Annotated in this window: 22 protein-coding genes; 3 read left to right on the forward strand and 19 right to left on the reverse strand. The window is 69.5% G+C overall.

Annotated features, from left to right (window positions below):
* The first annotated feature begins 29 nt into the window (after positions 1 to 29).
* Both zapD and yacG read left to right on the forward strand, forming a co-directional pair.
* Entirely contained in the window at positions 30 to 800 is a 771-nt protein-coding gene (gene zapD / locus SAHL_RS00380) for a cell division protein ZapD (RefSeq protein ID WP_184947087.1), read from the forward strand.
* A 6-nt stretch (positions 801 to 806) separates the two neighbouring features.
* Positions 807 to 1,007, forward strand: coding sequence for a DNA gyrase inhibitor YacG (yacG, locus tag SAHL_RS00385; RefSeq protein ID WP_123589431.1), 201 nt, complete (start codon positions 807 to 809; stop codon positions 1,005 to 1,007).
* A 353-nt stretch (positions 1,008 to 1,360) separates the two neighbouring features.
* On the opposite strand, the gene SAHL_RS00390 is transcribed toward yacG, so the two are convergent.
* Genes SAHL_RS00390 through secA form a run of 3 tightly spaced genes read right to left on the reverse strand, consistent with a single transcriptional unit; the run spans position 1,361 to position 6,349 of the window.
* Positions 1,361 to 2,335, reverse strand: coding sequence for a Nudix family hydrolase (locus tag SAHL_RS00390; RefSeq protein ID WP_184947090.1), 975 nt, complete (start codon positions 2,333 to 2,335; stop codon positions 1,361 to 1,363).
* Positions 2,336 to 2,345: 10 nt separating this feature from the next.
* Entirely contained in the window at positions 2,346 to 3,551 is a 1,206-nt protein-coding gene (argJ, locus tag SAHL_RS00395; RefSeq protein ID WP_123589433.1) for a bifunctional glutamate N-acetyltransferase/amino-acid acetyltransferase ArgJ, read from the reverse strand.
* The gene (gene secA / locus SAHL_RS00400; protein WP_123589434.1) at positions 3,551 to 6,349 is read right to left on the reverse strand and encodes a preprotein translocase subunit SecA; all 2,799 of its coding nucleotides are present in this window, start codon (positions 6,347 to 6,349) and stop codon (positions 3,551 to 3,553) included. The genes argJ and secA overlap by 1 nt, the downstream gene beginning before the upstream one ends.
* A 147-nt stretch (positions 6,350 to 6,496) precedes the next feature.
* Here secA and SAHL_RS00405 point away from each other — a divergent pair, with 147 nt between their 5' ends.
* A complete protein-coding gene (locus SAHL_RS00405) occupies positions 6,497 to 6,943 on the forward strand; it encodes a DciA family protein (protein ID WP_123589435.1) in 447 nt (148 codons plus the stop codon).
* A gap of 51 nt (positions 6,944 to 6,994) precedes the next feature.
* On the opposite strand, the gene lpxC is transcribed toward SAHL_RS00405, so the two are convergent.
* The 16 genes from lpxC to mraZ form a co-directional block, all read right to left on the reverse strand.
* On the reverse strand, positions 6,995 to 7,912 hold the full coding sequence (gene lpxC / locus SAHL_RS00410; protein ID WP_123589436.1) for a UDP-3-O-acyl-N-acetylglucosamine deacetylase: 918 nt from the start codon (positions 7,910 to 7,912) through the stop codon (positions 6,995 to 6,997).
* Positions 7,913 to 8,182: 270 nt separating this feature from the next.
* On the reverse strand, positions 8,183 to 9,328 hold the full coding sequence (gene ftsZ / locus SAHL_RS00415; RefSeq protein ID WP_123589437.1) for a cell division protein FtsZ: 1,146 nt from the start codon (positions 9,326 to 9,328) through the stop codon (positions 8,183 to 8,185).
* A 77-nt stretch (positions 9,329 to 9,405) separates the two neighbouring features.
* Positions 9,406 to 10,641: a cell division protein FtsA gene (ftsA, locus tag SAHL_RS00420; RefSeq protein ID WP_123589438.1), complete on the reverse strand. Its 1,236-nt coding sequence runs from the start codon at positions 10,639 to 10,641 to the stop codon at positions 9,406 to 9,408.
* Positions 10,625 to 11,380, reverse strand: a complete 756-nt coding sequence (locus SAHL_RS00425) for a cell division protein FtsQ/DivIB (RefSeq protein WP_123589439.1) — start codon at positions 11,378 to 11,380, stop codon at positions 10,625 to 10,627. The genes ftsA and SAHL_RS00425 overlap by 17 nt, the downstream gene beginning before the upstream one ends.
* Positions 11,367 to 12,326, reverse strand: coding sequence for a D-alanine--D-alanine ligase (locus tag SAHL_RS00430; protein ID WP_123589440.1), 960 nt, complete (start codon positions 12,324 to 12,326; stop codon positions 11,367 to 11,369). Before SAHL_RS00430 ends, SAHL_RS00425 begins: the two co-directional genes overlap by 14 nt.
* Positions 12,323 to 13,777 carry a UDP-N-acetylmuramate--L-alanine ligase gene (gene murC, locus SAHL_RS00435; protein WP_184947093.1) on the reverse strand — a complete coding sequence of 485 codons (1,455 nt, stop codon included), beginning with the start codon at positions 13,775 to 13,777 and terminating at the stop codon, positions 12,323 to 12,325. The genes SAHL_RS00430 and murC overlap by 4 nt, the downstream gene beginning before the upstream one ends.
* Positions 13,774 to 14,856: an undecaprenyldiphospho-muramoylpentapeptide beta-N-acetylglucosaminyltransferase gene (gene murG / locus SAHL_RS00440; protein WP_123589441.1), complete on the reverse strand. Its 1,083-nt coding sequence runs from the start codon at positions 14,854 to 14,856 to the stop codon at positions 13,774 to 13,776. The genes murC and murG overlap by 4 nt, the downstream gene beginning before the upstream one ends.
* Entirely contained in the window at positions 14,853 to 16,019 is a 1,167-nt protein-coding gene (gene ftsW / locus SAHL_RS00445; RefSeq protein WP_123589442.1) for a putative lipid II flippase FtsW, read from the reverse strand. Before ftsW ends, murG begins: the two co-directional genes overlap by 4 nt.
* Complete coding sequence (gene murD, locus SAHL_RS00450; RefSeq protein WP_123589443.1) at positions 16,016 to 17,356, reverse strand: UDP-N-acetylmuramoyl-L-alanine--D-glutamate ligase; 1,341 nt, start codon at positions 17,354 to 17,356, stop codon at positions 16,016 to 16,018. The genes ftsW and murD overlap by 4 nt, the downstream gene beginning before the upstream one ends.
* A complete protein-coding gene (gene mraY, locus SAHL_RS00455; protein ID WP_123589444.1) occupies positions 17,353 to 18,435 on the reverse strand; it encodes a phospho-N-acetylmuramoyl-pentapeptide-transferase in 1,083 nt (360 codons plus the stop codon). Before mraY ends, murD begins: the two co-directional genes overlap by 4 nt.
* Positions 18,429 to 19,808: a UDP-N-acetylmuramoyl-tripeptide--D-alanyl-D-alanine ligase gene (locus SAHL_RS00460; protein WP_123589445.1), complete on the reverse strand. Its 1,380-nt coding sequence runs from the start codon at positions 19,806 to 19,808 to the stop codon at positions 18,429 to 18,431. The genes mraY and SAHL_RS00460 overlap by 7 nt, the downstream gene beginning before the upstream one ends.
* Positions 19,805 to 21,298, reverse strand: a complete 1,494-nt coding sequence (locus tag SAHL_RS00465; protein ID WP_123589446.1) for a UDP-N-acetylmuramoyl-L-alanyl-D-glutamate--2,6-diaminopimelate ligase — start codon at positions 21,296 to 21,298, stop codon at positions 19,805 to 19,807. Before SAHL_RS00465 ends, SAHL_RS00460 begins: the two co-directional genes overlap by 4 nt.
* Positions 21,298 to 23,034: a peptidoglycan D,D-transpeptidase FtsI family protein gene (locus tag SAHL_RS00470; protein WP_184947097.1), complete on the reverse strand. Its 1,737-nt coding sequence runs from the start codon at positions 23,032 to 23,034 to the stop codon at positions 21,298 to 21,300. Before SAHL_RS00470 ends, SAHL_RS00465 begins: the two co-directional genes overlap by 1 nt.
* Positions 23,031 to 23,303: a cell division protein FtsL gene (gene ftsL, locus SAHL_RS00475; RefSeq protein WP_123589447.1), complete on the reverse strand. Its 273-nt coding sequence runs from the start codon at positions 23,301 to 23,303 to the stop codon at positions 23,031 to 23,033. The genes SAHL_RS00470 and ftsL overlap by 4 nt, the downstream gene beginning before the upstream one ends.
* Positions 23,300 to 24,268: a 16S rRNA (cytosine(1402)-N(4))-methyltransferase RsmH gene (gene rsmH / locus SAHL_RS00480; protein ID WP_342782218.1), complete on the reverse strand. Its 969-nt coding sequence runs from the start codon at positions 24,266 to 24,268 to the stop codon at positions 23,300 to 23,302. The genes ftsL and rsmH overlap by 4 nt, the downstream gene beginning before the upstream one ends.
* A gap of 39 nt (positions 24,269 to 24,307) precedes the next feature.
* Positions 24,308 to 24,769, reverse strand: coding sequence for a division/cell wall cluster transcriptional repressor MraZ (gene mraZ / locus SAHL_RS00485; RefSeq protein WP_123589448.1), 462 nt, complete (start codon positions 24,767 to 24,769; stop codon positions 24,308 to 24,310).
* Positions 24,770 to 24,987: the final 218 nt, after the last annotated feature.

Genomic DNA, 24,987 nt, shown 5'->3' on the forward strand with positions numbered 1-24,987 from the left:
GGCCTGATCCCTGCTGCGAGACTCTGCCTGTGGCGGACGACGGCGCTTTCTGCTTCGAGCAGCCACTCAACGAACGCATCCGCACCTTCCTGCGCCTCGAGCATCTGCTGGCGCGCCTGCGCTATCACGAGGCCGACGAGAGCGTCTGGGGCCGGCGGGCGGCCATGGGCGCGCTGCTGGACATCCTCAACGTGATGTCGCGTCACGACATCCGCACCGAAGTCAGCAAGGAGCTGGGCCAGCGCTACGCCGGTCTCGAACGTCTGGCCGAGCGCGACGACGTCGACGAAGAGGCGCTGCGCCACGTGCTCGACGAACTGGACACACTCGGACGCGAGCTGCAGCGGGTGCCGCCCCAGTTCGCGTCCTACCTGCTGCGCGACAACGAGCTGCTCAACAGCCTCAACAACCGGCTGCCGATACCCGGCGGCAGCTGCGGCTTCGACCTGCCCGCCTATCAGCACTGGCTCGCGCAGGACGCCGCCGGAATCCGGGGCGACATCGAACGCTGGTGCGAGCGTATCCTGCCGTTCGAGAACGCCGTGCGAACGCTGTTGCGGCTGCTCAGAGACAGCGCCCGGCCACGCCCGGTCACCGCCGAGAACGGCGTGTTCGTGCACAACACCGAGACCGGCACCCAGCTCATCCGGGTGCTGCTCGACGACGCCGACGTCTATCCCGAGATCAGCGCCGGTCGCCATCGCGCGACCCTTCGTTTCATGCAGTACGAGAACACCGATCTGCGCGTCTGCCAGGCCCAGACGTCAGTCGAATTCCGCATGGCCTGCTGCCGCTACTAGAACGCCATGACCAAGCCGCGGACCATCGACTGCCCCCAGTGCGGCAAGCCCGCCCGGGTGGATCCGGACAACCCCTATCGGCCGTTCTGTTCGCGCCGATGCAAGCTGATCGACCTCGGCGACTGGCTCGACGAGGAGAACCGCATTCCGGACGCCTCAGGCGCGCCCTGGGCCGGCGGCGAGGACGAATCCGACCCGACGCACTAGAGCGAGCCTCGGCACCGCACCGCTAACGGCATCACCGAATGCCGGCGCTGCGGCGGCGTCCAGCCGAGGCGCTGCGAAACAAGTCGGGCCAACTGGCCGAAGGCGCCGGTCGAAGCGGCTGCATACCGAACCGAGGCACAACCTTTTTAAAACGGGATCGTGGTCGATGCGCCCATCGGGTCGCCACGCGACCGCCAACGAGGCGCACTATTACACCGGGCTCGCTGAATCGCACAGCCGGCGTGACGTCCGCTCGTCGTCGCCGCGGCCCGCGCGAAGCGGATCAACAGCATCTAGTGTATCCGAGCACTGATCGTCGGCCGCGGCAAGCCGCGGCCGACGTGTGAAACGCTCTAACCGCCGCCGGTTCCCCAGAAGGCGCGAATCGCGGCCACGCCCTGGGCGTTGCAGGCGCGGGCCTCGGCCAGATCGAGCTCACCGACACCGCCCAGGGCGTAGACCGGCAGCGCCTGGTCACGGCGACGCTCCGCCCAGCCGGCCCAGCCCAGCCCCAGCGTCTCCGGATGGCTCGGCGTGGCCCGAACCGGCGACAGGGTCGCGAAATCCGCCCCCAGCGCCGCCGCGGCGGCCAGCTCGTTGGCATCGTGGGCGGAAGCCGCGAACAGCCGCGGCCGCGCGATCGGCCGGGCCGCCGCTGCGGCAACGCGAGCGGCGGGCCAGTGCAGACCGGCCGCGCCCACGCGTTCGACCATGGCGGCGTCACGGTCGAGCAGCAGGCGTGCGTCCGCGGCCGCCGCTCGCGGGGCCACCCGTTCGGTCAGCCGCTCGTAGGCCGTGTCGTCCAGTTCGCCGGCGCGCAGGCGCAGCAGCCGCACGCCCTGCGCCAGAGCCGCGTCGAGCCCGGCGAACCAGGCCCGTTCACGCGCCGGTTCGAAGTCCGGCGTGATCAGATAGCGCTGCGGCAGAAACAGGGCGTTGAGAATGATGTCTGTGGCCGGCAGCAGATCGAGCCCGGCGAGCGCCTCGGGTGCGACCCAGCGCAGCTGCTGGCCCTCGCGTCCCGCGGGCTCGCCGCGCCAGCGGTGGATCCGCCAGACATGCAGACGCACGGGGCGCACGCCCTGCTCGTGGGCGAACCGGATGATCGGCTCGCCGCGGCAGTCGACCACGCCGATCTCCTCGCCGAGCTCGCGTTCCAGGCAGGCGGCCATCGTTTCGCCGGATTCGCGCTTGCCGCCGGGAAACTCCCAACGGCCGGCCCCCGGCGTACCCGGTCGGCGCCGGGCGACCAGCAGACGGCCGTCGCGATCGACGACCACGCCCACGGCGATATCCAGATAGCGACTGTCCGGCGCGGTATCGTCCACGATCGGGCGCTCAGCTGCGGTATTCGGCGTTGATCCGCACGTACTCGTAGGACAGATCGGAGGTCCACACCGTACTCGCGGCATCGCCGCGCCCGAGATCGATGGCGATGGTGTACTCCGCCTGCGCCATCACCGCGGCGGCGTCGGCCTCGGCGTAGTCCGCCCGCGGCTCGCCATCGGCGACGATGGCGACATCGTCGAGCGCGATCGCCACGCCGTCGATGCTGAAATCCGGCACCGGCGCGCGCCCGACCGCGGCCAGAATCCGGCCCCAGTTCGGGTCGCCGGCGAAACAGGCCGTCTTGACCAGCGGCGAATGCGCCACGGTGAAGGCCACGGCGCGGGCTTCGGCTTCATCGCGCGCGCCGCCCACCGCGAGGGTGATGAAGCGGGTCGCACCTTCGGCGTCGCGGACCACGGCCCGCGCGAGCTCGGCGGCGAGATCGGTCAGCGCGGCGACGAAATCGCGCCAGGCGGGAGCGGTCGGCGACAGCGCTGCCGCGCGGCCGGTCGCGCAGGCCATGCACGCGTCGTTGGTCGAGGTGTCGCCGTCCACCGAGATGCTGTTGAACGAGCGCGCCATCGCCTCGCGCAGGGCCGCGTCCAGATCCGCCTGGGCGATCGTCGCGTCAGTGGCGATGAAGGCCAGCATGGTGGCCATGTCCGGGCGGATCATGCCCGAGCCCTTGGCAATCCCCGTGAGCACGACGCGCTTCCCGTCGATGTCGACGGTACGCGACGCGCCCTTGGGCACGGTGTCGGTCGTCATGATCGCGCGCGCGGCCGCCAGCCAGCCGGTCTCGCTGAGTTCGTCCCCGAGCCGGTCGATGGCCGGGATCATGCGATCGAGCGGCAGCCGCTGGCCGATCACGCCGGTGGAGAACGGCAGCACCTGGTCGGCTTCGAGACCGAGTGCGGCGGCCGCATGCTCGCAGCAGGCCAGCGCATCCGCATGCCCGGGCCGCCCGGTGCCGGCGTTGGCATTGCCGCTGTTGACCAGCAGCGCACGCGCCCCGGCCAGCCGCGCCCGGGCGATGTGCACCGGCGCGGCGGCGAAGGCGTTGCGGGTGAACACGCCGGCCACGGTCGCGCCCGCGTCGAGCAGAAGCAGCGCGAGATCGTCGTGCCCCGGCTTCTTGATTGCGGCCGGCGCGGTCGCCCAGCGCGCGCCGGCCACCGGCGCGAGCTGCCCCGGTGCGCTCAGATTGACCGCCATCAGTCGCGTCCGTGGCAGTGCTTGTACTTCTTGCCCGAGCCGCAGGGACAGGGCTCGTTGCGGCCGATCTTGCGCTCGTTGCGCACGAACGTCTCCGGCCGCGTGTCACCGTCGCCCGGCACCCGCTCGGCCGGGGCATCGGTGCCCGGCAGGTTGGCGCGGGCCACCTCGTCCGCGGCCGCATCCTCCGAGGCGCCTTCGGACTGCGCCTGGGCCGCCGCGGCCGCCTGCTCGGCCGCGCTGGCGGCCTCGGCGTGCTGGAAGTCGAGATTCTCCATCTGCCGGCGACGGTCTTCGCGCGCCTCGTCGGTGATATCGGCGCGCACCCGACCGCGGGCGAGCACGGTGACGGTCTCGTGCTTCAGCCGCGAGAGCATGTCGTTGAACATCTCGAAGGCTTCGCGCTTGTACTCGTTCTTGGGGTCCTTCTGGGCGTAACCGCGCAGATGAATGCCCTTGCGCAGGTAGTCCATCGAGGCGAGGTGCTCGCGCCACAACGAATCGACCACCTGGAGCAGCACGGCCTTCTCGATCTGGGCCATGGTCTCGGGTCCGGCCTCCTCGCGCTTGGCATCGTAGGCCTCCTTCAGCCGCGCACCGATGCGCTCGCGCAACCCCTCTTCGTCCAGCGTCTTCTCCTCGTCGAGCCACTGCTGAATCGGCATCTCCTGGCCGAAATCGCGCTGGATGGCCTCGGTCAGCCCCTCGACGTCCCACTGCTCCTCGAGGCTCTGCGGCGGGATGTGCTCGCTGATGAGTTTGTCGACCACATCGCCCCAGATGTTCTCGACGATGTCGCTGACCTCGTCGGCGTCCATGATCTCGTTGCGCTGCTCGTAGATCACCTGACGCTGATCGTTGGCGACGTTGTCGTACTCGAGCAGCTGCTTGCGAATGTCGAAATGGTGCGACTCGACCTTGCGCTGGGCGTTCTCGATCGCGCGCGTGACCCATTTGTGCTCGATCGCCTCGCCCTTCTCGAGGCCGAGATTCTGCAGCATCGAGCGCAGCCGCGGCGGCGTGAACACGCGCATCAGGCTGTCCTCGAGCGACAGATAGAACCGCGAGGCGCCGGGGTCGCCCTGGCGGCCGGAACGGCCGCGCAGCTGGTTGTCCACGCGCCGGGACTCGTGCCGCTCGGAGCCGATCACGAGCAGGCCGCCGGCCTCGACCACGGCGTCATGGGTCTGCTGCCAGGCCTCGCGCAGCCGCTGGCGGCCGACCTCGTCACCCTCCTCGAGCGCCTCGATATCCTCCTCGATGTTGCCGCCGAGCACGATGTCCGTGCCGCGGCCGGCCATATTGGTGGCGATGGTCACCGCGCCGGGCCGGCCGGCCTGGGCGATGATCTCGGCCTCGCGCTTGTGCTGCTTGGCGTTGAGGACCTCGTGGCGGATGCCGCGCTGGCGCAGCAGCCGCGCCAGCACCTCCGAGGCCTCGATGGAGGCGGTGCCGATGAGCACCGGCTGGCCGCGCTCGCTGGCCTGACGGGCCTCCTCGGCGATGGCCTCGAACTTCTCGGCGCCGGTCATGTAGATCTGGTCGGGCAGGTCCTTGCGGACCAGCGGCCGGTTGGTCGGTATCACCACGACTTCCAGACCGTAGATGGACTGGAACTCGAAGGCTTCCGTGTCGGCCGTGCCGGTCATGCCGGCGAGCTTGTCGTAGAGGCGGAAGAAGTTCTGGAAGGTGATCGACGCCAGGGTCTGATTCTCCTTCTGGATCTTGACCCCTTCCTTGGCCTCGATCGCCTGATGCAGACCGTCGGACCAGCGCCGGCCCGGCATCGTGCGGCCGGTGAATTCGTCGACGATCACGATCTGGCCGTCGTTGATGATGTAGTCGACGTCGCGCTGGTAGAGCACATGCGCGCGCAGGGCCGCGTTCATGTGGTGCATGAGCGCGACGTTGTTGGCGTCGTAGAGGGATTCCTCGGCCTCGAGCAGGCCGGCGTCGCGCATCAGCCCCTCGACCTTCTGGTGGCCGTCCTCGGTGAGAAAGACCTGCTTGTTCTTTTCCTCCGGCCAGTAGTCGCCGGGGCCCTCCTCCTCCTCCTGCGGCTGCAGGTGCTTGACCAGCCGATCGACGTGCTGCGAGGTCGCCGGGTCGTCGTCCGTGGGCCCGGAGATGATCAGCGGCGTGCGCGCTTCGTCGATGAGGATCGAGTCGACCTCGTCGATGATCGCGTAGTTGAGCGGGCGCTGAACGCGATCACCCGGCGAGAACGCCATGTTGTCGCGCAGGTAGTCGAAGCCGAATTCGTTGTTGGTGCCGTAGGTGATGTCGCAGGCGTAGGCCGCGCGCTTGCCCTGCGGATCCTGACCGGAGTAGATCACGCCCACGCTGAGGCCGAGGAACCGGTAGAGACGGCCCATCCACTCGGCGTCACGGCTGGCGAGGTAGTCGTTGACCGTGATGATGTGCACGCCGTCGCCGGGCAGGGCGTTGAGATAGGTCGTGAGCGTGGCGACGAGCGTCTTGCCCTCGCCGGTCTTCATCTCGGCGATCTTGCCCTGGTGCAATACCAGGCCGCCGATCAGCTGCACATCGAAGTGGCGCATCCCCAGAATGCGCTTGCTGGCCTCGCGCACGGTGGCGAAGGCCTCCGCCGAGATGTCGTCGAGGCTGGCACCCGCCTCGAGGCGCTCGCGAAATTCCTGGGTCTTGGCGACGAGCGCGTCGTCGTCGAGCGCCTCGAAATCGCTCTCGAGCGCGTTCACGGCGTCGACGATACGATGCAGACGCTTGACGACGCGCTGATTGCGGCTGCCGATCAGTTTGGTCAGGAAGTTGCTCATGGACCCTCGTCGTCTCGCACGGTCGAACCGAGGCCCGGCCGGATAAAACGTGCATGATACCGTAGCCAACCGCGTGCTTTCAGTGACGCCGGCTGCGGCCCGCTGCTAGGCTAGCGGTCGTCTCACCGCCCCCGCAGAGTTACGACCATGGGGACGTCCCCGCGTTCGATCCAGTCCCTGCTGCATACCGCCACCCCGGATATCGAGGATCTGCTCGGACGCGCCCGCTTTCTCGCGCGCATCCGCGCGGCGATGCTCGAGATTCTGCCGCCGGCGGCAGCCGAGCACGTGCGCATCGCGGGCTACGAGCACTACCGGCTGAAACTGCATGTGGGCCACGGCAGCTGGGCCACGCGCCTGCGCTACATGGAACCGGCGATCACCCAGGCGATCGCCCAGCGCCTGCGTCTGCACGTCGAGGGTGTGGATGTGCGCGTGCGACCGGACGCCCCGCGGCCAAGACCCGCGCCCCGGCCGCGGCCGCTGTCGGACACCACCCGCGACCACATCCGGCGAGTGGCCACCCATGTCGACGATTCGGGCCTGGCCGCGGCGCTGACTCGTCTGGCTCAGGCCGGCCGCCGCCCCGACTAGGGCGGCGGGATCCGCGCGGCCGCATTCGAGCGGCGCACGGAAAACGCTGCCTCAGGCCGCGACTACGGGGCGCGCGTTGATGTAGGAGATCGGCGAGTCCTCGACATCCTCGTAGGTCACCTCTTCCCAGGCCCTGGCGTCCTCGAGCAGCGCGCGCAGCAGCTTGTTGTTCAGCGCATGCCCGGACTTGTGGCCGGAGTAGCTGCCGATCAGCCCGTGGCCGAGGAGATAGAGATCGCCGATGGCGTCGAGAATCTTGTGACGCACGAACTCGTTGTCGTAGCGCAGGCCGTCGGCATTGAGCACGCGATAGTCGTCCAGCACGACCGCGTTATCCATGCTGCCGCCGCGGGCGAGATTGTTCGAGCGCAGGAACTCGATGTCACGCATGAACCCGAAGGTGCGCGCACGGCTGACTTCCTTGACGAAGGAGGTCGTGGAGAAATCGACGGTTGCCGACTGGGTGTCGGCATCGAACGCCGGATGGTCGAAATCGATGCTGAAGCTGACCTTGAAGCCCTCGAACGGATCGAAACGGGCCCATTTGTCGTCTTCGGTGACTTCGACCGAGCGCTTGATGCGGATGAATTTCTTGGGCGCATCCAGCTCCTGGATGCCCGCAGACTGGATCAGGAACACGAAGGGCCCCGCGCTGCCGTCCATAATCGGCAGTTCGTCGGAGGACAGCTCGACGATGGCATTGTCGATGCCCAGACCCGCCATCGCGGACAGCAGATGCTCCACCGTCTGCACCCGGGTGCCACCGTTGACCAGGGTGGTGGCCAGCGTGGTGTCACCGACCTTGAATGCGTCCCCACGAAACTCGACCATCGGGCAGCAGTCGGTGCGACGGAACACGATACCCTGGTCCGCCGTGGCCGGCCGCAGCGTCATGTAGACTTTCTGGCCGGTATGCAGACCAACGCCAGTGGCCCGGATGGGGTTCTTCAGCGTGCGTTGTTTGAGCATCGGGTTGTTGTCCTTATGCAGTCTTGAAACGGCTGGCGCGCCGTGTCATAAAGCCGTCATCATCGATGGTCACACTCTATGGACAGGGCCTTAACTTCGCCTTAATCCGCCGCGCTGTCGTTTCCGACTTCCCGACCCGCGTCCGCGGTACGGAAAGCTCTCTAGAATAGCATAGCGACCGGCCGGCGACGCACGGCTGCCCCCGGCCGGCCACGGCCCCGCCGGCCGGCCCGAGGGGCCGGCACTTGCGGTTCACACGGCACACGGTGCCTAGTCGGCCTGATTGCGCAGAAAGGCCGGCACGTCGAAGTAGTCCATGTCGACGGCAGCGTTGTCGCGCGACGACTGCTGCGGCCGATTGCGGATCACCGTCGGCCGATCCAGGTCCTCGTAGCGCATCTGGCCGTCGGCCTGACGCTTGACGCTGCGCACGGCCTCGCGTTCCTCGGCCTGATGCCCGAGCCCCGTGGCGACCACGGTCACGCAGATCTCGTCGCCCATTTCCGGATCCTCGGCCATGCCGACGATGACTTCCGCGTTGTCCGCGCCCATGTCGGCGATGACTTCGTTGACGATCTGGAACTCGTGGATGCCGAGATTCTCGTCGCCCGAGACGTTGACCAGCAGGCCCTGGGCGCCGTGCAGGGACAGATCGTCCAGCAGCGGGCTCGCCAGCGCGGCTTCGGCCGCCTCGCGGGCGCGATCGTCGCCGACCGCGGTGGCGCGACCCATCATGGCCATGCCCTGCACCGACATCACACGACGTACGTCGGCAAAGTCGACGTTGATGACGCCCGGCCGGGTGATCAGGTCGGAGATGCCCTGCACCGCGTTATGCAGCACGTTGTTGGCCGCCTGGAAGGCGTTCTTGAGCGTGGTGGCCTTGCCGAGCGCGGTCAGCAGCTTCTCGTTCGGGATCACGATCAGCGAGTCGACGAAGCGACCCAGCTCCTCGATGCCCTGCTTGGCGATGTCCATGCGCTTGCCGCGCTCGAACGGGAACGGCTTGGTGACCACTGCCAGCGTCAGGATGCCCATCTCGCGGGCGATCTCGGCGACCACCGGGGCCGCGCCGGTGCCGGTGCCGCCACCCATGCCGCAGGTGATGAACAGCATGTCCGCGCCCTCGATGGACTCGCGGATACGGTCACGATCCTCTTCGGCAGCCTGCCGGCCGATGGCCGGGTCCGCCCCCGCGCCCAGACCGCGGGTAACGTTCATACCGAGCTGGACGAGCACATCGGCGTCGCAGCGCTCGAGATGCTGGGAGTCCGTATTGGCGCAGATGAAATCCACACCCTGGATACCGCCATTGACCATCTGGTTGATGGTGTTGCCACCACCGCCGCCGACGCCGATGACCTTGATGACCGCCTTGTCGGTCTTCTGATCGGCGAATTCGAATACTTCAGACATGATGCACCTCTCTTGGTTGCCGTGCTTTTCCTTGCGGAAAACCTTTATTTCGTGGCCGCTCGGCGGCCGGATGACCCCTAGAAATTCCCCTGAAACCAGGCCTTCATGCGCTCCCAGACCTGGGTGAACGAGTTGTCGTTGCCGGACAGATCCATGCCCTTGCTGGGCGTGCTCCGGTTGCCGAACTCCAACAGACCGACGCCGGTGGCGTGGATCGGGTTCTTGACCACGTCTGACAGCCCCTTGACGCGCTGCGGCGTACCGAGCCGCACGGACATGTGGAAGACTTCCTCGGCGAGATCGGTCAGCCCCTCCATCTTCGAGGAGCCGCCGGTGATCACCACGCCGCCGGCCAGCAGATCCTCGAAGCCGGAGCGCACCAGCTCCTTCTGGATCAGCATGAACAGCTCCTCGTAGCGCGGCTTGATGACCTCGGCCAGCGTGTAGCGCGACAGCCGCCGCGGCGGGCGCTCGCCCACGCTCGGCACCTCGATGGCGTCGTCGTCCTCGATCAGCTCGGGCAGCGCGCAGCCGTAGCGGATCTTGATGCCCTCGGCGTGCTGGGTCGGCGTGCGCAGGGCGACCGCGATGTCGTTGGTCACCTGGTCGCCGGCGATCGGAATCACCGCGGTATGGCGGATCGCGCCGTTGACGAACACCGCGATGTCCGAGGTGCCGCCGCCGATGTCGACCAGCGCGACGCCGAGATCCTTCTCGTCGTCGGTGAGCACCGCGTAGCTGGAGGCCAGCTGCTCGAGCGAGAGCTTGGAGACCTCGAGTCCGCAGCGGCCCACGCATTTCTGGATGTTCTGCGCCGAAGTCACCGCGCCGGTGACGATGTGCACTTTGGCCTCGAGCCGCACACCGGACATGCCGACCGGCTCCTGGATGCCCTCGTTGTCGTCCACCGCGAATTCCTGCGGCAGCACGTGGAGGATCTTCTGGTCCGCCGGGATCGCGACCGCGCAGGCGGCATCGATCACGCGCTCGATATCGGACTCGGTGACCTCCTTGTTGCGCACCGCGACGATGCCGTGGGAGTTCAGCGAGCGCACATGCGCCCCCGATATCCCGCAGTGCACCGACTGGATCCGGCAGCCGGCCATCAGCTCGGCCTCCTCCACCGCACGGCGGATGGAGTCGGTGGTGGATTCGATGTTGACCACCATCCCCTTTTTCATGCCGCGCGAGGGCGCGCTGCCGAGCCCGATGATCTCGAGCTCGCCCCCGGAGGACTCGGCCACGATGCAGGCCACCTTGGAGGTGCCGATATCAAGGCCGACGACGAGGTTCTTGTCAGGCCGCTTGCTCATCAACCTTCTCCTGATCGTTGCCGGTTTCCGGCGCGGGACGGGACCCGCCGACCGCGAAACCGTCGCTGTAACGCAAATCCACATAGCCGGCGTTCGCCAGCGCCCGACGGGCCTCGGCGCGACCGAGCGCATACTCGACGAAGCGCCGCAGCCGGGCCTCGGTACCGTCGCGGCCCAACCGCAGCTCCAGCCCGTCGGCCAGCGTCGCGGTCCAGGAACCGCGCGCATCCAGAGTCAGTCGCGCGATCTCGACGTCGCTCGCCGACAGAATGTCGGCGAGCGCCCGGTACTGCGCCTGAACCCGCTCGGCGCTGGCCTCGGGGCCGTCGAGACGCACCAGACCCTGCGGCCGCGCCTCGGCGCCGGGCCGGAACACGCGGCCGTCCTCGGCGAGCACGCCGTCCTCGCCCCAGAGGGCGACCGGGCGATGCTCGGTGATCCGCACGACCACGCCGTCCGGCCAGTGACGCGACACGCTCACGTCGGCCAGCCACGGCAGCGCCGCGAGCCGGTCCTGCAGTGCCTCGATGTCGACATCGAAGAAACGCGCGTCCAGATAGGGGGCGGCGAGTGCGGCGATGCGATCGTCGCTGACATGACCGGCCTCGCCGCTGATGTATAGATGCCGGGTGGTCTCGCCGTCGGGCTTGATGCCCTGCCAGGTGCAGGCGGCCACACCGAGCAGCAGGCCGGCGCCCAGCACGACGTCGCGCCAGCGTCGTGGGTCAGGCCAGTTCATCGTTGCTCTCCTCGGGGGACACGGTGGCGGCGAGAATCCGCCACACCAGTTCGTCGAAATCGATATCGGCCGCCCGTGCCGCCATCGGCACCAGCGAGTGCGAGGTCATGCCCGGGGTGGCGTTGAGCTCGAGAAACCAGGGCTGGCCGGCGTCGTCGAGCATGAAATCCACCCGGCCCCAGCCGCGGGCGCCGATCAGCTCGAAGGCGCGCAGGGCCAGCCGCGAGAACTCGCGCTCGCGCTCGGCGGGCAGTTCGCAGGGACAGTGGTACTGGGTGTCGTTGGCGACGTACTTGGCCTCGTAGTCGTAGAAGCCGCTGGACGGCTCGATGCGAATCAGCGGCAGCGCGCGATCGGCGAGGATCGAGGCCGTGTACTCCGGACCGGCGACGTACTGCTCGGCCATGACGTCGCGATCGAAGCGCGCGGCCTCGCGTCGGGCGGCCTCCAGATCCTCGAGGCGCTCGACACGGGTGATGCCGATGGTCGAGCCCTCGTGCACCGGCTTGACGATCAGCGGCAGCCCGAGCGCCTCGACCACGGTCGCCGAATCGGTCTCCGGCGCCAGCACGCGGTGCGCCGGCGTGGGAATGCCCTGGGCCGCCCAGATCGCCTTGGTACGCACCTTGTCCATCGACAGCGCGCAGGCGAGCACGCCGCTACCGGTATAGGGCAGGCGCTGGAGTTCCAGCGCACCCTGGACCACGCCGTCCTCGCCGCCGCGGCCGTGCAGCGCCAGCCAGACGCGATCGAAGCCCGCCGCGGCCAGCCCCAGCACGCGCTCGCGGTCGGCGTCGACACGCGTCACGTCCACTCCGCGTCGCTCCAGGCCCGCGGCCACGGCCGCGCCGGAGTCGAGCGACACCGCGCGCTCGGACGACCAGCCGCCCATCAGCACGGCCACGCGGCCGAAACGGGCCGGATCGGTGATACGCCGCGCACTCATGCGACACCTCCCGTATCGATCACGCCGCGCGCCAACGCCTGGGCCACGGATCCGATGTCGCCGGCACCGAGCGTCAGCAGCACGTCGCCGTCGCGGACCACGCCCGGCAGCACCTCGCCCAGCCGGTGGACATCGTCCACGAACACCGGATCGACCTTGCCGCGGGCGCGCACGCCGCGAGCCAGCGCGCGACCGTCGGCGTTGGCCAGCGCGGTCTCGCCGGCCGCATAGACTTCGCAGAGCACGAGCACGTCCAGCCCGGCCAGCACCTGGCAGAAATCGTCGAACAGGTCGCGCGTCCGCGTGAAGCGGTGCGGCTGGAACACCACCACCAGCCGCCGCTCCGGCCAGGCGCCACGCGCCGCATCGATAATGCTGGTGAGCTCGCGCGGGTGATGGCCGTAGTCGTCGACGAGCAGCACCTGCGCCGGGCCGAGCCTGATCTCGCCGTGGACTTCGCAGCGCCGGCCGATGCCCGCGAACTGGGTCAACGCCGTGCCGATGGCGGGCATGCCCACGCCCAGTTCGTGGGCCACGGCCGCCGCCGCCAGCGCATTGAGCACGTTGTGGCGCCCGGGCAGGTTCAGACGCACGTCGAAACCCTCGCTGTCGCCGTAGCGCAGCGTGAAGCGCGTGCCGGCGCCGTCGAAGACCAGATTCTCCGCTCGGAAGTCGGCATCGTTGTCGATGCCGTAGGTCACGATCGGCCGGCCGACGTCCGGCAGGATGCGCCGCACCACCGGATCGTCCACGCACAGCACCGCCAGCCCGTAGAACGGCAGGTGGTGCAGAAACTCGACGAAGGTGTCGGTCAGGCGCGAGAACTCGCCGCCGTAGGCTTCCAGGTGATCGGCATCGATATTGGTCACGATCGAGATCAGCGGCGTCAGGAAGAGGAACGACGCGTCCGACTCATCGGCCTCGGCGACCAGATACGGGCCCTCGCCGAGCCGGGCGTTGGAGCCCGCGCCCAGCACCTTGCCGCCGACGATGAAGGTCGGGTCCAGACCGCCGTCGGCCAGCAGCGACGCGACCAGGCTGGTCGTCGTGGTCTTGCCGTGGGTACCGGCCACGGCGATGCCATAGCGAAAGCGCATCAGCTCGGCCAGCATCTCGGCACGACGAACGATCGGCACCAGCCGTTCCCGCGCCGCCGCCACTTCGGGATTGTCGCCCGAGACCGCGCTCGAGACGACGACCACATCGGCATCGATGACGTTCTCGGCGGCGTGGCCGACGACGATACGGGCGCCCTGGGCGGCCAGCGCGCGCGTGGCCGTGCCTTCCTTGACGTCGCTGCCGGTCACGGTATAGCCGAGGTTGAGCAGCACGCGGGCGATGCCGGCCATGCCGACGCCGCCGATGCCGACCATGTGCACGACGCTCACGCGCCGCATCGGCCGGTGCATGAGCGGCTGGAAACGATCACCGGCGGGCTGACGGTCGATCATGCGGCCTCCAGCGTCCTGAAGCAGGCATCGGCGATGTCGTCGGTCGCGCGCGGCCAGGCGGCGGCGCGCGCGGATTCGGCGCGGGCCAGCAACCGTTCGCGGTCGGCACACAGCGCGCGCATCGCCTCGGCCAGGCGCGCGACGGTGAGCGTGTCCTGATCGATCAGCTCGGCCGCGCCGGCCTCGACCAGGTAGCGGCCGTTGGCGCGCTGGTGATCGTCCACCGCAAAGGGATACGGCACCAGGATCGCGGGCAGACCGGCCGCCGCCAGTTCGGCCACGGTCAGCGCGCCGCTGCGACAGATCACCGCGTCCGCCCAGCCGTAGGCGGCGGCCATGTCGTCGATGAACGCACTCACCTCGCCCTCGACCCCGTGTTCGGCGTAGGCCGCGCGGGCGGCGTCGAGGGTCCGCCCGGCCTGATGACGCACCACCGGCCGGATCGCCGGCGCGAGCTGCGCCAGCGCCGCGGGCACCCGCTCGTTGATCGCCAGGGCACCGCCACTGCCGCCGAGCACGAGCAGCCGCACCGGCCCGTCCCGACCGGCCCAGCGCGCCGCCGGTGCCGGCAGGGCCAGGATCTCGCGGCGCACCGGGTTGCCGACGGTGCGGGCCTCGGCGCCGGTAAAGGTGTCGGGGAACGCCTGCAGCACGGTCGTGGCGATCCGCGCCAGGCCGCGGTTGGTCAGCCCGGCGGCGGCATTCTGCTCGTGGATCAGCAGCGGCCGGCGAAGCAGGCGCGCGGCGAGCCCGCCCGGGCCCGAGGCGAACCCCCCCATGCCCACGACCAGCTGCGGCGCCAGTCGGCGCACGACGGCCAGCGCCTGCCCTCCGGCGCGCAGCAGACGCAGCGGCGCGGTCAGCCAGGACAGCGCGCCCTTGCCGCGCAGCCCGGCCACGTCGATGGTGTGCAGTTCGAGACCGCGCTCCGGCACCAGCCGGGCCTCGATGCCCGCGCTCGTGCCCAGCCAGGAGACCCGGGCGCCGCGGGCGATCAGCGCCTCGGCGACGGCCAGCGCCGGGAACACGTGGCCGCCGGTGCCGCCGGCCATGATCAGCACGTGGGGGACACGACTCATCCGGCCCTCCGCGATTTCGATTGCCGGGACTCGGGCTCTCGCGTCTCGATGTCGACGCGGATCAGCAGCGCACACAGCACGCACATGATCACCAGGCTCGAGCCGCCGTAGCTCATCAGCGGCAGGGTCAGCCCCTTGGTCGGCAGGATGCCCATGTTCACGGCGATGTTCACGAACGCCTGCAGCGCCAGCCAGCTCGACAGCCCGTAGGCGACGAAACCGGCGAACAGACGATCCATGTCCAGCGCCCGCCGGCCGATCGCGAAGCCACGCCAGACGACCAGCCCGAACAGGCCGATCAGCAGCAGCGAACCGATCAGACCGAACTCCTCGGCATAGACGGCGAACAGGAAGTCGGTATGCGTCTCCGGCAGATACATCAGTTTCTGCACCGAGTTGCCGAGCCCCACGCCGGCGACCTCGCCGCGGCCGATCGCGATCAGGGACTGGGTCAGCTGAAAGCCGCTGGCGTAGGGATGCGCCCACGGATCGGCGAAGCTCACCAGCCGGGCAACGCGATACGGCGAAGACAGCGCGAGTGCGATCAGCAGGCCGCCCGCCGCCCCGGCGAGCACGACCAGATGCAGCAGCCTGGCCCCGGCCAGGAACAGGATCAGTCCGGCCACCACGATCAGGATCGCAGCGGCACCGTAGTCGGGCTCGAGCAGCAGCAGGAAACTGGCGATGACCATGAACAGCATGGGCTTGAACAGACCGCTCCAGGAGGTCGTCAGCTCCAGCCGCCGGCGCGCCGCATAGCCCGCCACATAAAGAATCAGCGCCAGACGCGCCGGCTCGGAGGCCTGCATGGACACCGGGCCGAAATCGATCCAGCGCTGGGCACCGTTGACCGCGTGGCCGATGCCCGGCACCAGCACCACCACCAATAGCAGCAGGCCGCCACCGAGCAGCGTGAACGTATTGGCCTCCCAGGCCTTCAACGGCACGTGCAGCACCAGAAAGCCCACCACGAGCCCGATCAGCGCGTAGATCGCCTGGCGATAGAAGAAATACATCGGTTCGCCGGTCATCCGGTCGGCCACCGCCACCGAGGCCGAGCCGACCATGACGAGGCCGATGCAGCCGATCAGACCCAGACCGATGAGCAGCGCCGCATCCGGGCGCACTCGCGGCAGGACGAGCCAGTTCAAGAGCCGGTTCATGCCGCGACCTCCCCGACGGCGGCGACGAACGCCGCACCGCGGTCGGCGTAGCCGGCGAACTGATCGAAGCTGGCGCAGCCCGGAGAGAGCAGTACCGTGTCGCCCGACCGGGCCAGCGCCGCGGCCTGCCGAACGGCTTCGCGCAGCGTCTCGACCCGATACACCGCGACATGGCCGTCGACGGCGGCGGCGATCCGCTCGCCGTCCTGACCGAAGACGATGACCGCGCGGGCGCGCGCCCCGGCCAGCGGTCCGAGTGGGGCGAAATCGGCGTCCTTGGCCTGGCCGCCGGCGAGCAGGATCACCGGGGCGGACATGCCCTCGAGCGAGGCCATGAGCGCGCCGAGATTCGTCCCCTTGGAGTCGTTGACCCAGGTTACGCCCCGGTGCTCGGCGACCGTCTCGCAGCGGTGCGGCAGGCCGGAGAATGCCGTCAGGCCGGAACGGATGACATCCGGCTGGAGCCCGGCCGCCTCGGCCAGCGCCCAGACCGCGAGCGCGTTGATGCGGTTGTGACGCCCGGCCAGGCGCAGGGCGTCGCAGGCCAGCCAGGGCCGCTCGTCCCGGGCCAGCGACTCGCCGTCGACATCCCGGTACAGCCGGTAGTCACAGCCGGCGCCGCTGCCGAAACGCACCACCCGGGCATCGCCGGTGTCCATGGTCGCCACCCGGGCGTCGTCCGCGTTGACCAGCGCCACGCCGGCATGGCGGTAGATGCGGGCCTTGAGCGCGGCGTAGTGTTCGACATCGCCGTGGCGGTCGATATGATCCGCACTCACGTTGAGCACGACCGCCGCCGCCGCCGCCAGCGATTCCGTCAGTTCGAGCTGGAAGCTCGACAGCTCCAGCACATAGAGCTCGACGTCGTCGGCGAGCAGATCCAGCGCCGGCGTGCCGAAGTTGCCGCCCACAGCGACCTCGAGGCCGGCCGCGCGCGCGATCTCGCCGACCCAGGCCGTGACCGTGGACTTGCCGTTGGACCCGGTGATCGCGATCACGGGCGCGGCGGCGATCCGGGCGAACCATTCGACGTCGCCGACCACGGCCAGGCCGCGCGCCCGGGCCGTGGCGACGATCGGCTCGCGCAGATCCACCCCGGGCGAGACGACCAGCCGATCGACGCCCTCGAGTGCCGCCGTGTCCAGCGCGCCCGTCTGCAGCTCGGCCTGCGGGCAGTCCCGCCGCAGGGCCTCGGCGCCGGGCGGCTCGACGCGGCTGTCGACCACACGCACGGCGGCGCCGTGGGCCGCAGCGAAGCGCGCGGCGGAGACTCCGGATACGCCGCAGCCGACCACGAGCACGCGGCTGTCGACCAGTTCTTGGCTCAGGCCACTCATCGGATCTTCAACGTCGACAGGCCGATGAGCACGAGCACCAGCGTGACGATCCAGAATCGCACGATGATCTTGGGCTCGGCCCAGCCCTTGAGTTCGAAATGGTGATGCAGGGGTGCCATGCGGAACATCCGCTTGCCGGTGAGCTTGTAGGTAGCCACCTGCAGGATCACGGACACCGTCTCGGCCACGAACACGCCGCCCATGACGAGCAGCACCAGTTCCTGACGCACGATCACGGCCACGACGCCGAGCGCCGCACCCAGCGCCAGCGCGCCGACATCCCCCATGAAGACCTGCGCCGGATAGGCGTTGAACCAGAGAAAGCCGAGGCCCGCCCCGCCGATGGCGGTGCAGAAGACCGACAGCTCGCCCACCCCCTGGATGTAGGAAAAGCCCAGATAATCCGCGAACACGGCGTTGCCGCTGGCGTAGGCGAACACCGCCAGCGCCGAGGCCACCAGCACGCAGGGCATGATCGCGAGTCCGTCGAGGCCGTCGGTCAGATTGACGGCGTTGCTCGAACCCACGATCACGAAATAGCTCCAGACGATATAGCCCGCCCCCAGCGGAACGGCCACGTCCTTGAGCATCGGGATCAGCACGCTGGTCTCGGCGGCGCTGCTCGCGCCCAGATACAGCCACAGCCCGGCGGCCAGACCGACGAGCGTCTGCGCCCCGTACTTGGCCCGGGCCGACAGCCCCTTGCTGTTGCCGAAGGCCAGTTTGCGATAGTCGTCGATGAAGCCGATGGCACCGAAGGCGCCGGTCACCAGGACCGTGAGCCACACCCAGCCGTTGGCGACGTCGGCCCAGAGCAGCGTCGACACGATCACGGAGGCGATGATCAGCGAACCACCCATGGTCGGCGTGCCGGCCTTGACCAGGTGGCTCTGCGGGCCGTCGTCACGCACATGCTGGCCGATCTGGTGAAAGGTCAGCTTGCGGATCATCCACGGGCCGAACAGGAACGAAAACAGCATCGCCGTGAGCACGCCCAGAATCGCGCGCAGGGTGATGAACTGAAACACGCGAAAGCCGCTGTGCAGCGGTTCGAGCCAGTCGGCGAGATACATCAGCATGGCGCACCCGCCTTCGCCTCGGGCGCGATGCGTAGAGCGTCGGCGACCCGATCCATCCGGGCGCTGCGCGAGCCCTTGACCAGAATCGTCACCGGGACTTCTTCGCCATCGAGGGCTTCCAGCAGCGCGGCGTTGAGCGCGTCGTGATCGGCGAACCAGGCGCCACCGTCACCGAAGGCCTCGACCGAGAGCCGACTCTGCGGTCCGGTCGCCCAGAGCCGGTCGATACCGGCCTCGCGCGCGGCCAGACCGGCATCGCGGTGCGCGGCCTGCGCGTGCTCTCCGAGCTCGCCCATGTCGCCGAGCACGGCCCAGCGCGGCGCCGGCTGCTGCGCCAGCCAGCCGAGCGCGGCCGCCAGCGAACCGGGATTGGCGTTGTAGCTGTCGTCCACCAGATGCACGCCGTGCCGACCGGCGGTGATCGCGAGCCGACCGCCCACCGCCTCCAGCCCGGCCAGCGCACGCGCGATGGTCGCGCCGTCCACGCCCACGGCATGCGCGCCCGCGGCCGCCGCCAGCGCGTTCGACACGTTATGGGCACCGGCGAGCGGCAGCGTGACCGCGATGGTCTCGCCGGGCAGCACCAGCGTGAAACGGCTGCCCCGGCCGTCCATGGTCACATCGACGGCGCGCACATCGGCGGCCTCGGCTTCGCGGCCGAACGTGAGCACGCGACGCGAGCCCGCCACCTCGCGCCAGTAGTCCGTATAGGCATCGTCGGCGTTGATCACCGCCACACCGTCGTCCGCCAGCGCCGCATAGAGCTCGCTCTTGCCGCGGGCCACGCCGTCGCGACTGCCGAACCCCTCGAGATGCGCATCGCCGGCGTTGGTGATCACGCCCACGCTCGGCCGGGCGATCGCGGCCAGCTCGGCGATCTCGCCGGGCGCGGAGGCACCCATCTCGATCACCGCCCGCTCGACCCGGCCGTCCAGACGCATCAGCGTCAGCGGCACGCCCAGGTGATTGTTCAGATTGCCTTCGGTAGCCAGCACCGGGCCGGCGGCCCCGAGGATCGCGGCCAGCATCTGCTTGACCGTCGTCTTGCCGTTGCTGCCGGTCACGCCGACCACCGGCCCGTCGAATCGCGCCCGCGCCTCGGCACCGGCGCGGGTAAGCGCGGCCGCGACGTCGGCGACCTCGAGCTGCGGCAGACGCGCATCCACACGATGCGCGACCACGGCCGCGGCTGCGCCCAGGCTGGCGGCCTTGGCGACGAAGTCGTGGCCGTCGACGCGCTCGCCGGCCAGGGCGAAGAACAGCGCGCCGCGCGGCAGGCGGCGGGTGTCGATGCTCGCACCGGCGAAATCGCCGTCGGCGCCGTGCAGGTCCGCGTCCAGCACTTCGGCCAGCCGTGACAATCGACCGTTCATACCGCCCCCAGCGCGCGGCGGGCCACGACCCGATCGTCGAAGGCCCGGCGGGTGTCGCCGATCTGCTGGCTCGTCTCGTGCCCTTTGCCGGCGATCAGCACGACGTCGCCGTCGCGCGCCGCGGCGAGTGCGCCGCCGATGGCCTCGGCCCGGTCGTGACGGACGGTCACGTCGACGTCGTCGGCGATGCCGGCGCGGATGTCGGCGACGATCGCAGCCGGCACCTCGTGGCGCGGATTGTCGTCGGTGAGCCAGAGCACGTCCGCGCCCCGGGCCGCAGCCTCGCCCATCAGGGCGCGCTTGCCGCTATCGCGATCACCGCCGCAGCCGAACACGCAGAACACGCGCCCGGCGGCGTGCTCGGCCACCGCGGCGAGCGCCTGCGCCAGGGCGTTGGGCGTATGCGCGTAGTCGACCACCACCAGCGGTTGGTCGGCACGCCCCGGGATTCGTTCCATCCGGCCCGGCACGGTACGCGCCTCGGCGAGCACGGCCGCGGCCGCGGCCACCGGAATACCGCGCACCAGCAGCACGGCCAGCACCGCGGCCAGGTTGGCGGCGTTGAAGCGTCCGATCAGGCCGGTCTCGATGCGCGCGGCGCCGGCATGGCTGTCGATCTCGATCTCCAGGCCATCGGCGCGCGCCCGCACCGCCCGCAGGCCCACGTAGTGCGCGGCGAGATGCGAGACATCGCCGCTGCCGTAGGCCACCGGCGTGACCGCATCCGCCAGCTCCTCGAGCCAGGCGCGGCCGAGGGCGTCGTCGGCGTTGAGTATCGCGTACCGCAGCCCGTCGAGCGTGAACAGGCGCCGTTTCGCGGCGGCGTAGGCGGCCGCGTCGCCGTGATAGTCCAGATGATCGCGCCCGACCTGGGTGAGCACGGCCACGTCGAAGGCCACGCCGTCCACGCGGTGCTGATCCAGTGCATGCGACGACACCTCGAAGGCGACCGCCGCCGCGTCGGCGGTGACGAAGCGGGCGAGCCAGTCCTGGACCGCGACGGCATCCGGCGTGGTATGGCTGGCCTCGGCAAGATCGTCGGTGAAACCGAAACCCAGCGTGCCGAGATAGCCGCAGCGCGTGCCGAGCGCATCCAGAGCCCGGGCGAGCAGCCAGGCGCAGGAGGTCTTGCCGTCGGTCCCGGTGACACCGGTCACGAACAGCCGCTGCGCCGGCTCGCCGTAGGCGCGCGCGGCGATGCGACTGGCCCGGGCGGCCAGATCCGGCACACGGACATGGGGCACGTCCAGCACGGGCGCGCGTTCGCGGTCCCAGACCACCGCCCTAACGCCGCGCGCGACGGCGTCGTCGGCGTGGTCCAGGCCGTGGGTGCGCGTGCCCTGGTAGGCCATGAACAGACTGCCGGGACGCGCCGCGCGGCTGTCGATCGTGACCTGCGCGATCTCGGCATCCGGAACGCCATCCACGCCAAACCCCACCAGCAGACGAGCCAGCGGCTGGCGCAGGGGGGTGGCCGGTGCGAGCCCCATCATGTCCCCGCCTCGCCGTCGTCGGCCTTGGCCGCCAGCATCGCCGGATTGTCCGGGGGCACGCGCAGGATGCGCAGCGCGTCGCGCATGACCGCCGCGAAGACCGGCGCGGCCACCGCGCCGCCGTAGTATTCGTCTTTCTTCGGCTCGTCGAGCATCACCAGTGTGACCAGCGCCGGGTCCTCGGCCGGCGCCATGCCGACGAACAGCGCCTGGTGGCGATCGCTGTTGTAGCCGCCGCCGCCCGCCTTGCGCGCGGTACCGGTCTTGCCCGCCACGCGATAGCCCGGGATCGCGGCCCGCGAGGCCGTACCGGCCGGCGAGACCACGCCTTCGAGCATCCGGCGCATGGCACGAGCGGTCTCCGCGGAGATCACACGCTCGGGCGGCGCGTGCATCTGCGCGCCCTCGCCCTGGATGAGGCGAAGGCTGCGAAGCATGCCGTCGTCGGCGATCGCGCCATAGGCGCGCACCAGCTGGAGTGCGGTGATCGACAGCCCGTAACCGTAGGAGGCGACCGCGGTCTCGACGTCGTTCCAGCCGTAGAAATCCTCGAGCACGCCGTAGCGCTCGCCCGGGAAACGGGTGCCGCTGGTCTGCCCGAAGCCGAACTTGTGGTAGGTGCGCCAGACCTGTTCCGCGCCCATCTTCAGGCCGACATGGGCGGCGCCGACATTGCTCGACTTCTGCAGGATCTTGGCGAAATCGACGTCCCCGTAGTCGCGGTAGTCCTGCACCGTGAGGCGGCCCACCTGGAACCAGCCCTTGGTCTCGATCTCGTCGTCGGTGTCGTAGAGACCGGAATCCAGCGCGCCGGACAGCAGGATCGGCTTGACGGTGGACCCCGGCTCCATGACGTCGGTGGCCGCCCGCGCGCGAACGCCGGCCGGATCGATCGAATCACGGTCGTTCGGATTGAAGCTCGGATAGGAGGCCACCGCGCGCAGCTCGCCGCTGGACGGGTCGAGCATGACCACCAGACCGCCGGCGGCATCGTTGCTGACCACTGCCGACTTGATGTGGCGATAGGCCAGATACTGCAGCCGCGAGTCGAGAGTCAGGCGCAGATCATGACCGGGCTGCGGCGGCTCGAACTCGGCGACATCCTCGACCGTGCGGCCGAGCCGGTCCTTGATCACGCGACGGCTGCCCGGTTCGCCGTCGAGGAACTCGTTGCGATCGAGCTCCAGGCCCTCCTGCCCGCGGCCGTCGATATTGCTCATCCCCACGATCTGCGCCGCGGCCTCGCCGGCCGGATAGTAGCGCTTGTATTCGCGCTGCAGAAAGATGCCGGGCGCGTCGACGTTCATCACCGAGCGCGCGTCCGAGGGCGACAGCTGACGCCGCAGATACAGGAACTGCCGGCCGCGGTAGTCCTCGAGCCGTTTGCGGAGATCCGCGGTGGACATGTTCAGGCGCTTGGCCAGGGCCGGCAGTTTCTCCGGCGCCTCGAGCACGGCGCCCGGCACTGCCCAGACGGACTCGGTCGGCGCCGACAGCGCCAGCGGCTCGCCGTTGCGATCCTCGATCGCGCCGCGCCCGGCCGGAACCGAGACCGTACGCAGATGGCGCTTGTCGCCCTCCTTGGCCAGAAATGCCTGATCGAGCACCTGGAGATCGAAGGCGCGGCCGGCGAGCACGAGCGCGAACAGCGCAAAGGCGCCGAGGACGACGCCCCCACGCCAGCGCGCCGGCGGCGGCAGCTGGGTATTGCGATTGCGGCGCGGCGCACTCACGGCTCGCGCTCCTCGAGCACGACGTAGTTCTGCGGCTGGACCATGCCCAGTTCGCGCCGGGCCACCTGTGCGACCCGGTCCGGATTGGCCCAGGCGCTCTCCTCGAGCTGGAGCTGCGCCCACTCGGTGGAGAGCTTGTCGCGCTCGACGCGCTCCACCTGGAGTTCATGCGCGAGCTCGCGCGCCTTGTGCTTGGCCTGGACGACGGCAACGGCGCTGACCAGATTGGCCGCGATCAGCGCCGCGATGACGAGGCTCCGGCGATTCATGCCGACACCCGCGGCGCGCTGGTACGCTCGGCTACGCGCATGATCGCGCTGCGGGCACGCGGGTTGGCCGCCGCCTCGTCGGCTCCGGCGCGCACCGCCCGGCCCTGCAGACGCAGCGCCGGATCGGGCGCCGCCGCCATCGGCACCGGCGGCGGCGCCGGGCGCGCCTGGGTGCGCATGAAGCGCTTGACCCGCCGATCCTCGAGCGAATGAAAGCTGATCACGGCCAGTCGTCCGCCCGGCGCGAGCACGTCCAGCGTCGCCTCCAGCGCCGCCTCCAGCGCCGCGAGCTCGTCGTTGACGTGCATGCGCAGCGCCTGAAACGTGCGCGTGGCCGGATGAATGCGCTTGCCGGCACTCACCCGGGCCGGGACCGCAGCGACCACCAGCTCCGCCAGCCGCCGCGTGGTGGCCACCGGCGCCTCGGCGCGGGCCGCCACGATCGCGCCGGCGATGCGGCCGGCGAACGGCTCGTCGCCCAGGCGCTTGATGACCGAGGCGATCTCACCGTGACTCGCCCGGTTGAGCCAGTCGGACACCGGCGCCCCGGCATCCGGGTCCATGCGCATGTCCAGCGGACCGTCGTGACGAAAGGAAAATCCGCGCGCGCCCACGTCGAACTGCGGCGACGACACGCCGAGATCGAACAACAGCGCATCGACCCGACCGAGCAGGCCGAGCGCCTCGATGTGGGCCCGCAGTTCGCGGAACGAACCGCGCACGAAGGTCAGACGCGGATCCCGGGCCGCCAGCGCCTCGGCATCGGCCGCGGCGTCCGGGTCCTGGTCGATCGCGACCAGCCGGCCGCCGGCACCGAGCACACCGAGAATCGCCCGGCTGTGCCCGCCGCGACCGTAGGTCGCATCGACGCAGATGCCACTCTCGCGCGGTTCGAGCGCGGCCAACGCGGCGTCTAGCAGTACCGGCTGATGTTCGGCCTGCGGCATGTCGGCGGCGGTCCTCATGGCGTCGTTACGAGTGGCGTGGCTGGCAGCGGGCAGGCATCACAGACTGATGTCCATGAGCACGTCGGGCAGATCACCGTTGGCGGCATCCCGGGCGAGCGCGGCGGCGGTATCGGCGTTGCGGGCCTCGAAGGTGGCCTCGTCCCATATCTCGAACAGATTGCCCATACCCGAGAGCACGGCACGATCACCCAGCCCCGCGAAGGTGCGTAGATTGGCCGGCAGCAGAAGGCGGCCCTGTCGGTCCATGTCGGCGTCCCGCGCTTTGCCGAGAAAGAAACGCTGAATGTCACGCACCTGATTGTTGAGGCTGCCCTTGGCGAGCAGCTGCGCCTCGAACTTCTGGTATTCCGGCTGCGGATAGAGCAGCAGACAGCCGTCCCAGTGCTGGGTGACGACCATCCGACCGCCGCAGTCGTCGATCAACGACTGGCGATATGATGCCGGGATCGCAATACGCCCCTTGGCATCGACGGTGATCGGATGTGACCCCTTGAACACGTAGCGGCCTCTCGTCGCTCTAAACCACTTTACCCCACTTCTCGCCCCGTAGCGCCACTATAGGCAGCCGCGGTTTGGGGTGTCAAGCGCGAGTCAAACGACCGAAAAATCCGGCTAAACAGGCATTTCCGAGGCCTTTTCACAAGCGTCTCATCAAGAGATTGGCTCGCGATTTTGTCTTTTCATTCCATGTGTTTGGGCGCGTTATATGAATTAAA

Origin of the sequence: Salinisphaera orenii subsp. halophila YIM 95161, from assembly GCF_003732545.1 — a bacterium.
Lineage (GTDB): Bacteria > Pseudomonadota > Gammaproteobacteria > Nevskiales > Salinisphaeraceae > Salinisphaera > Salinisphaera orenii_A.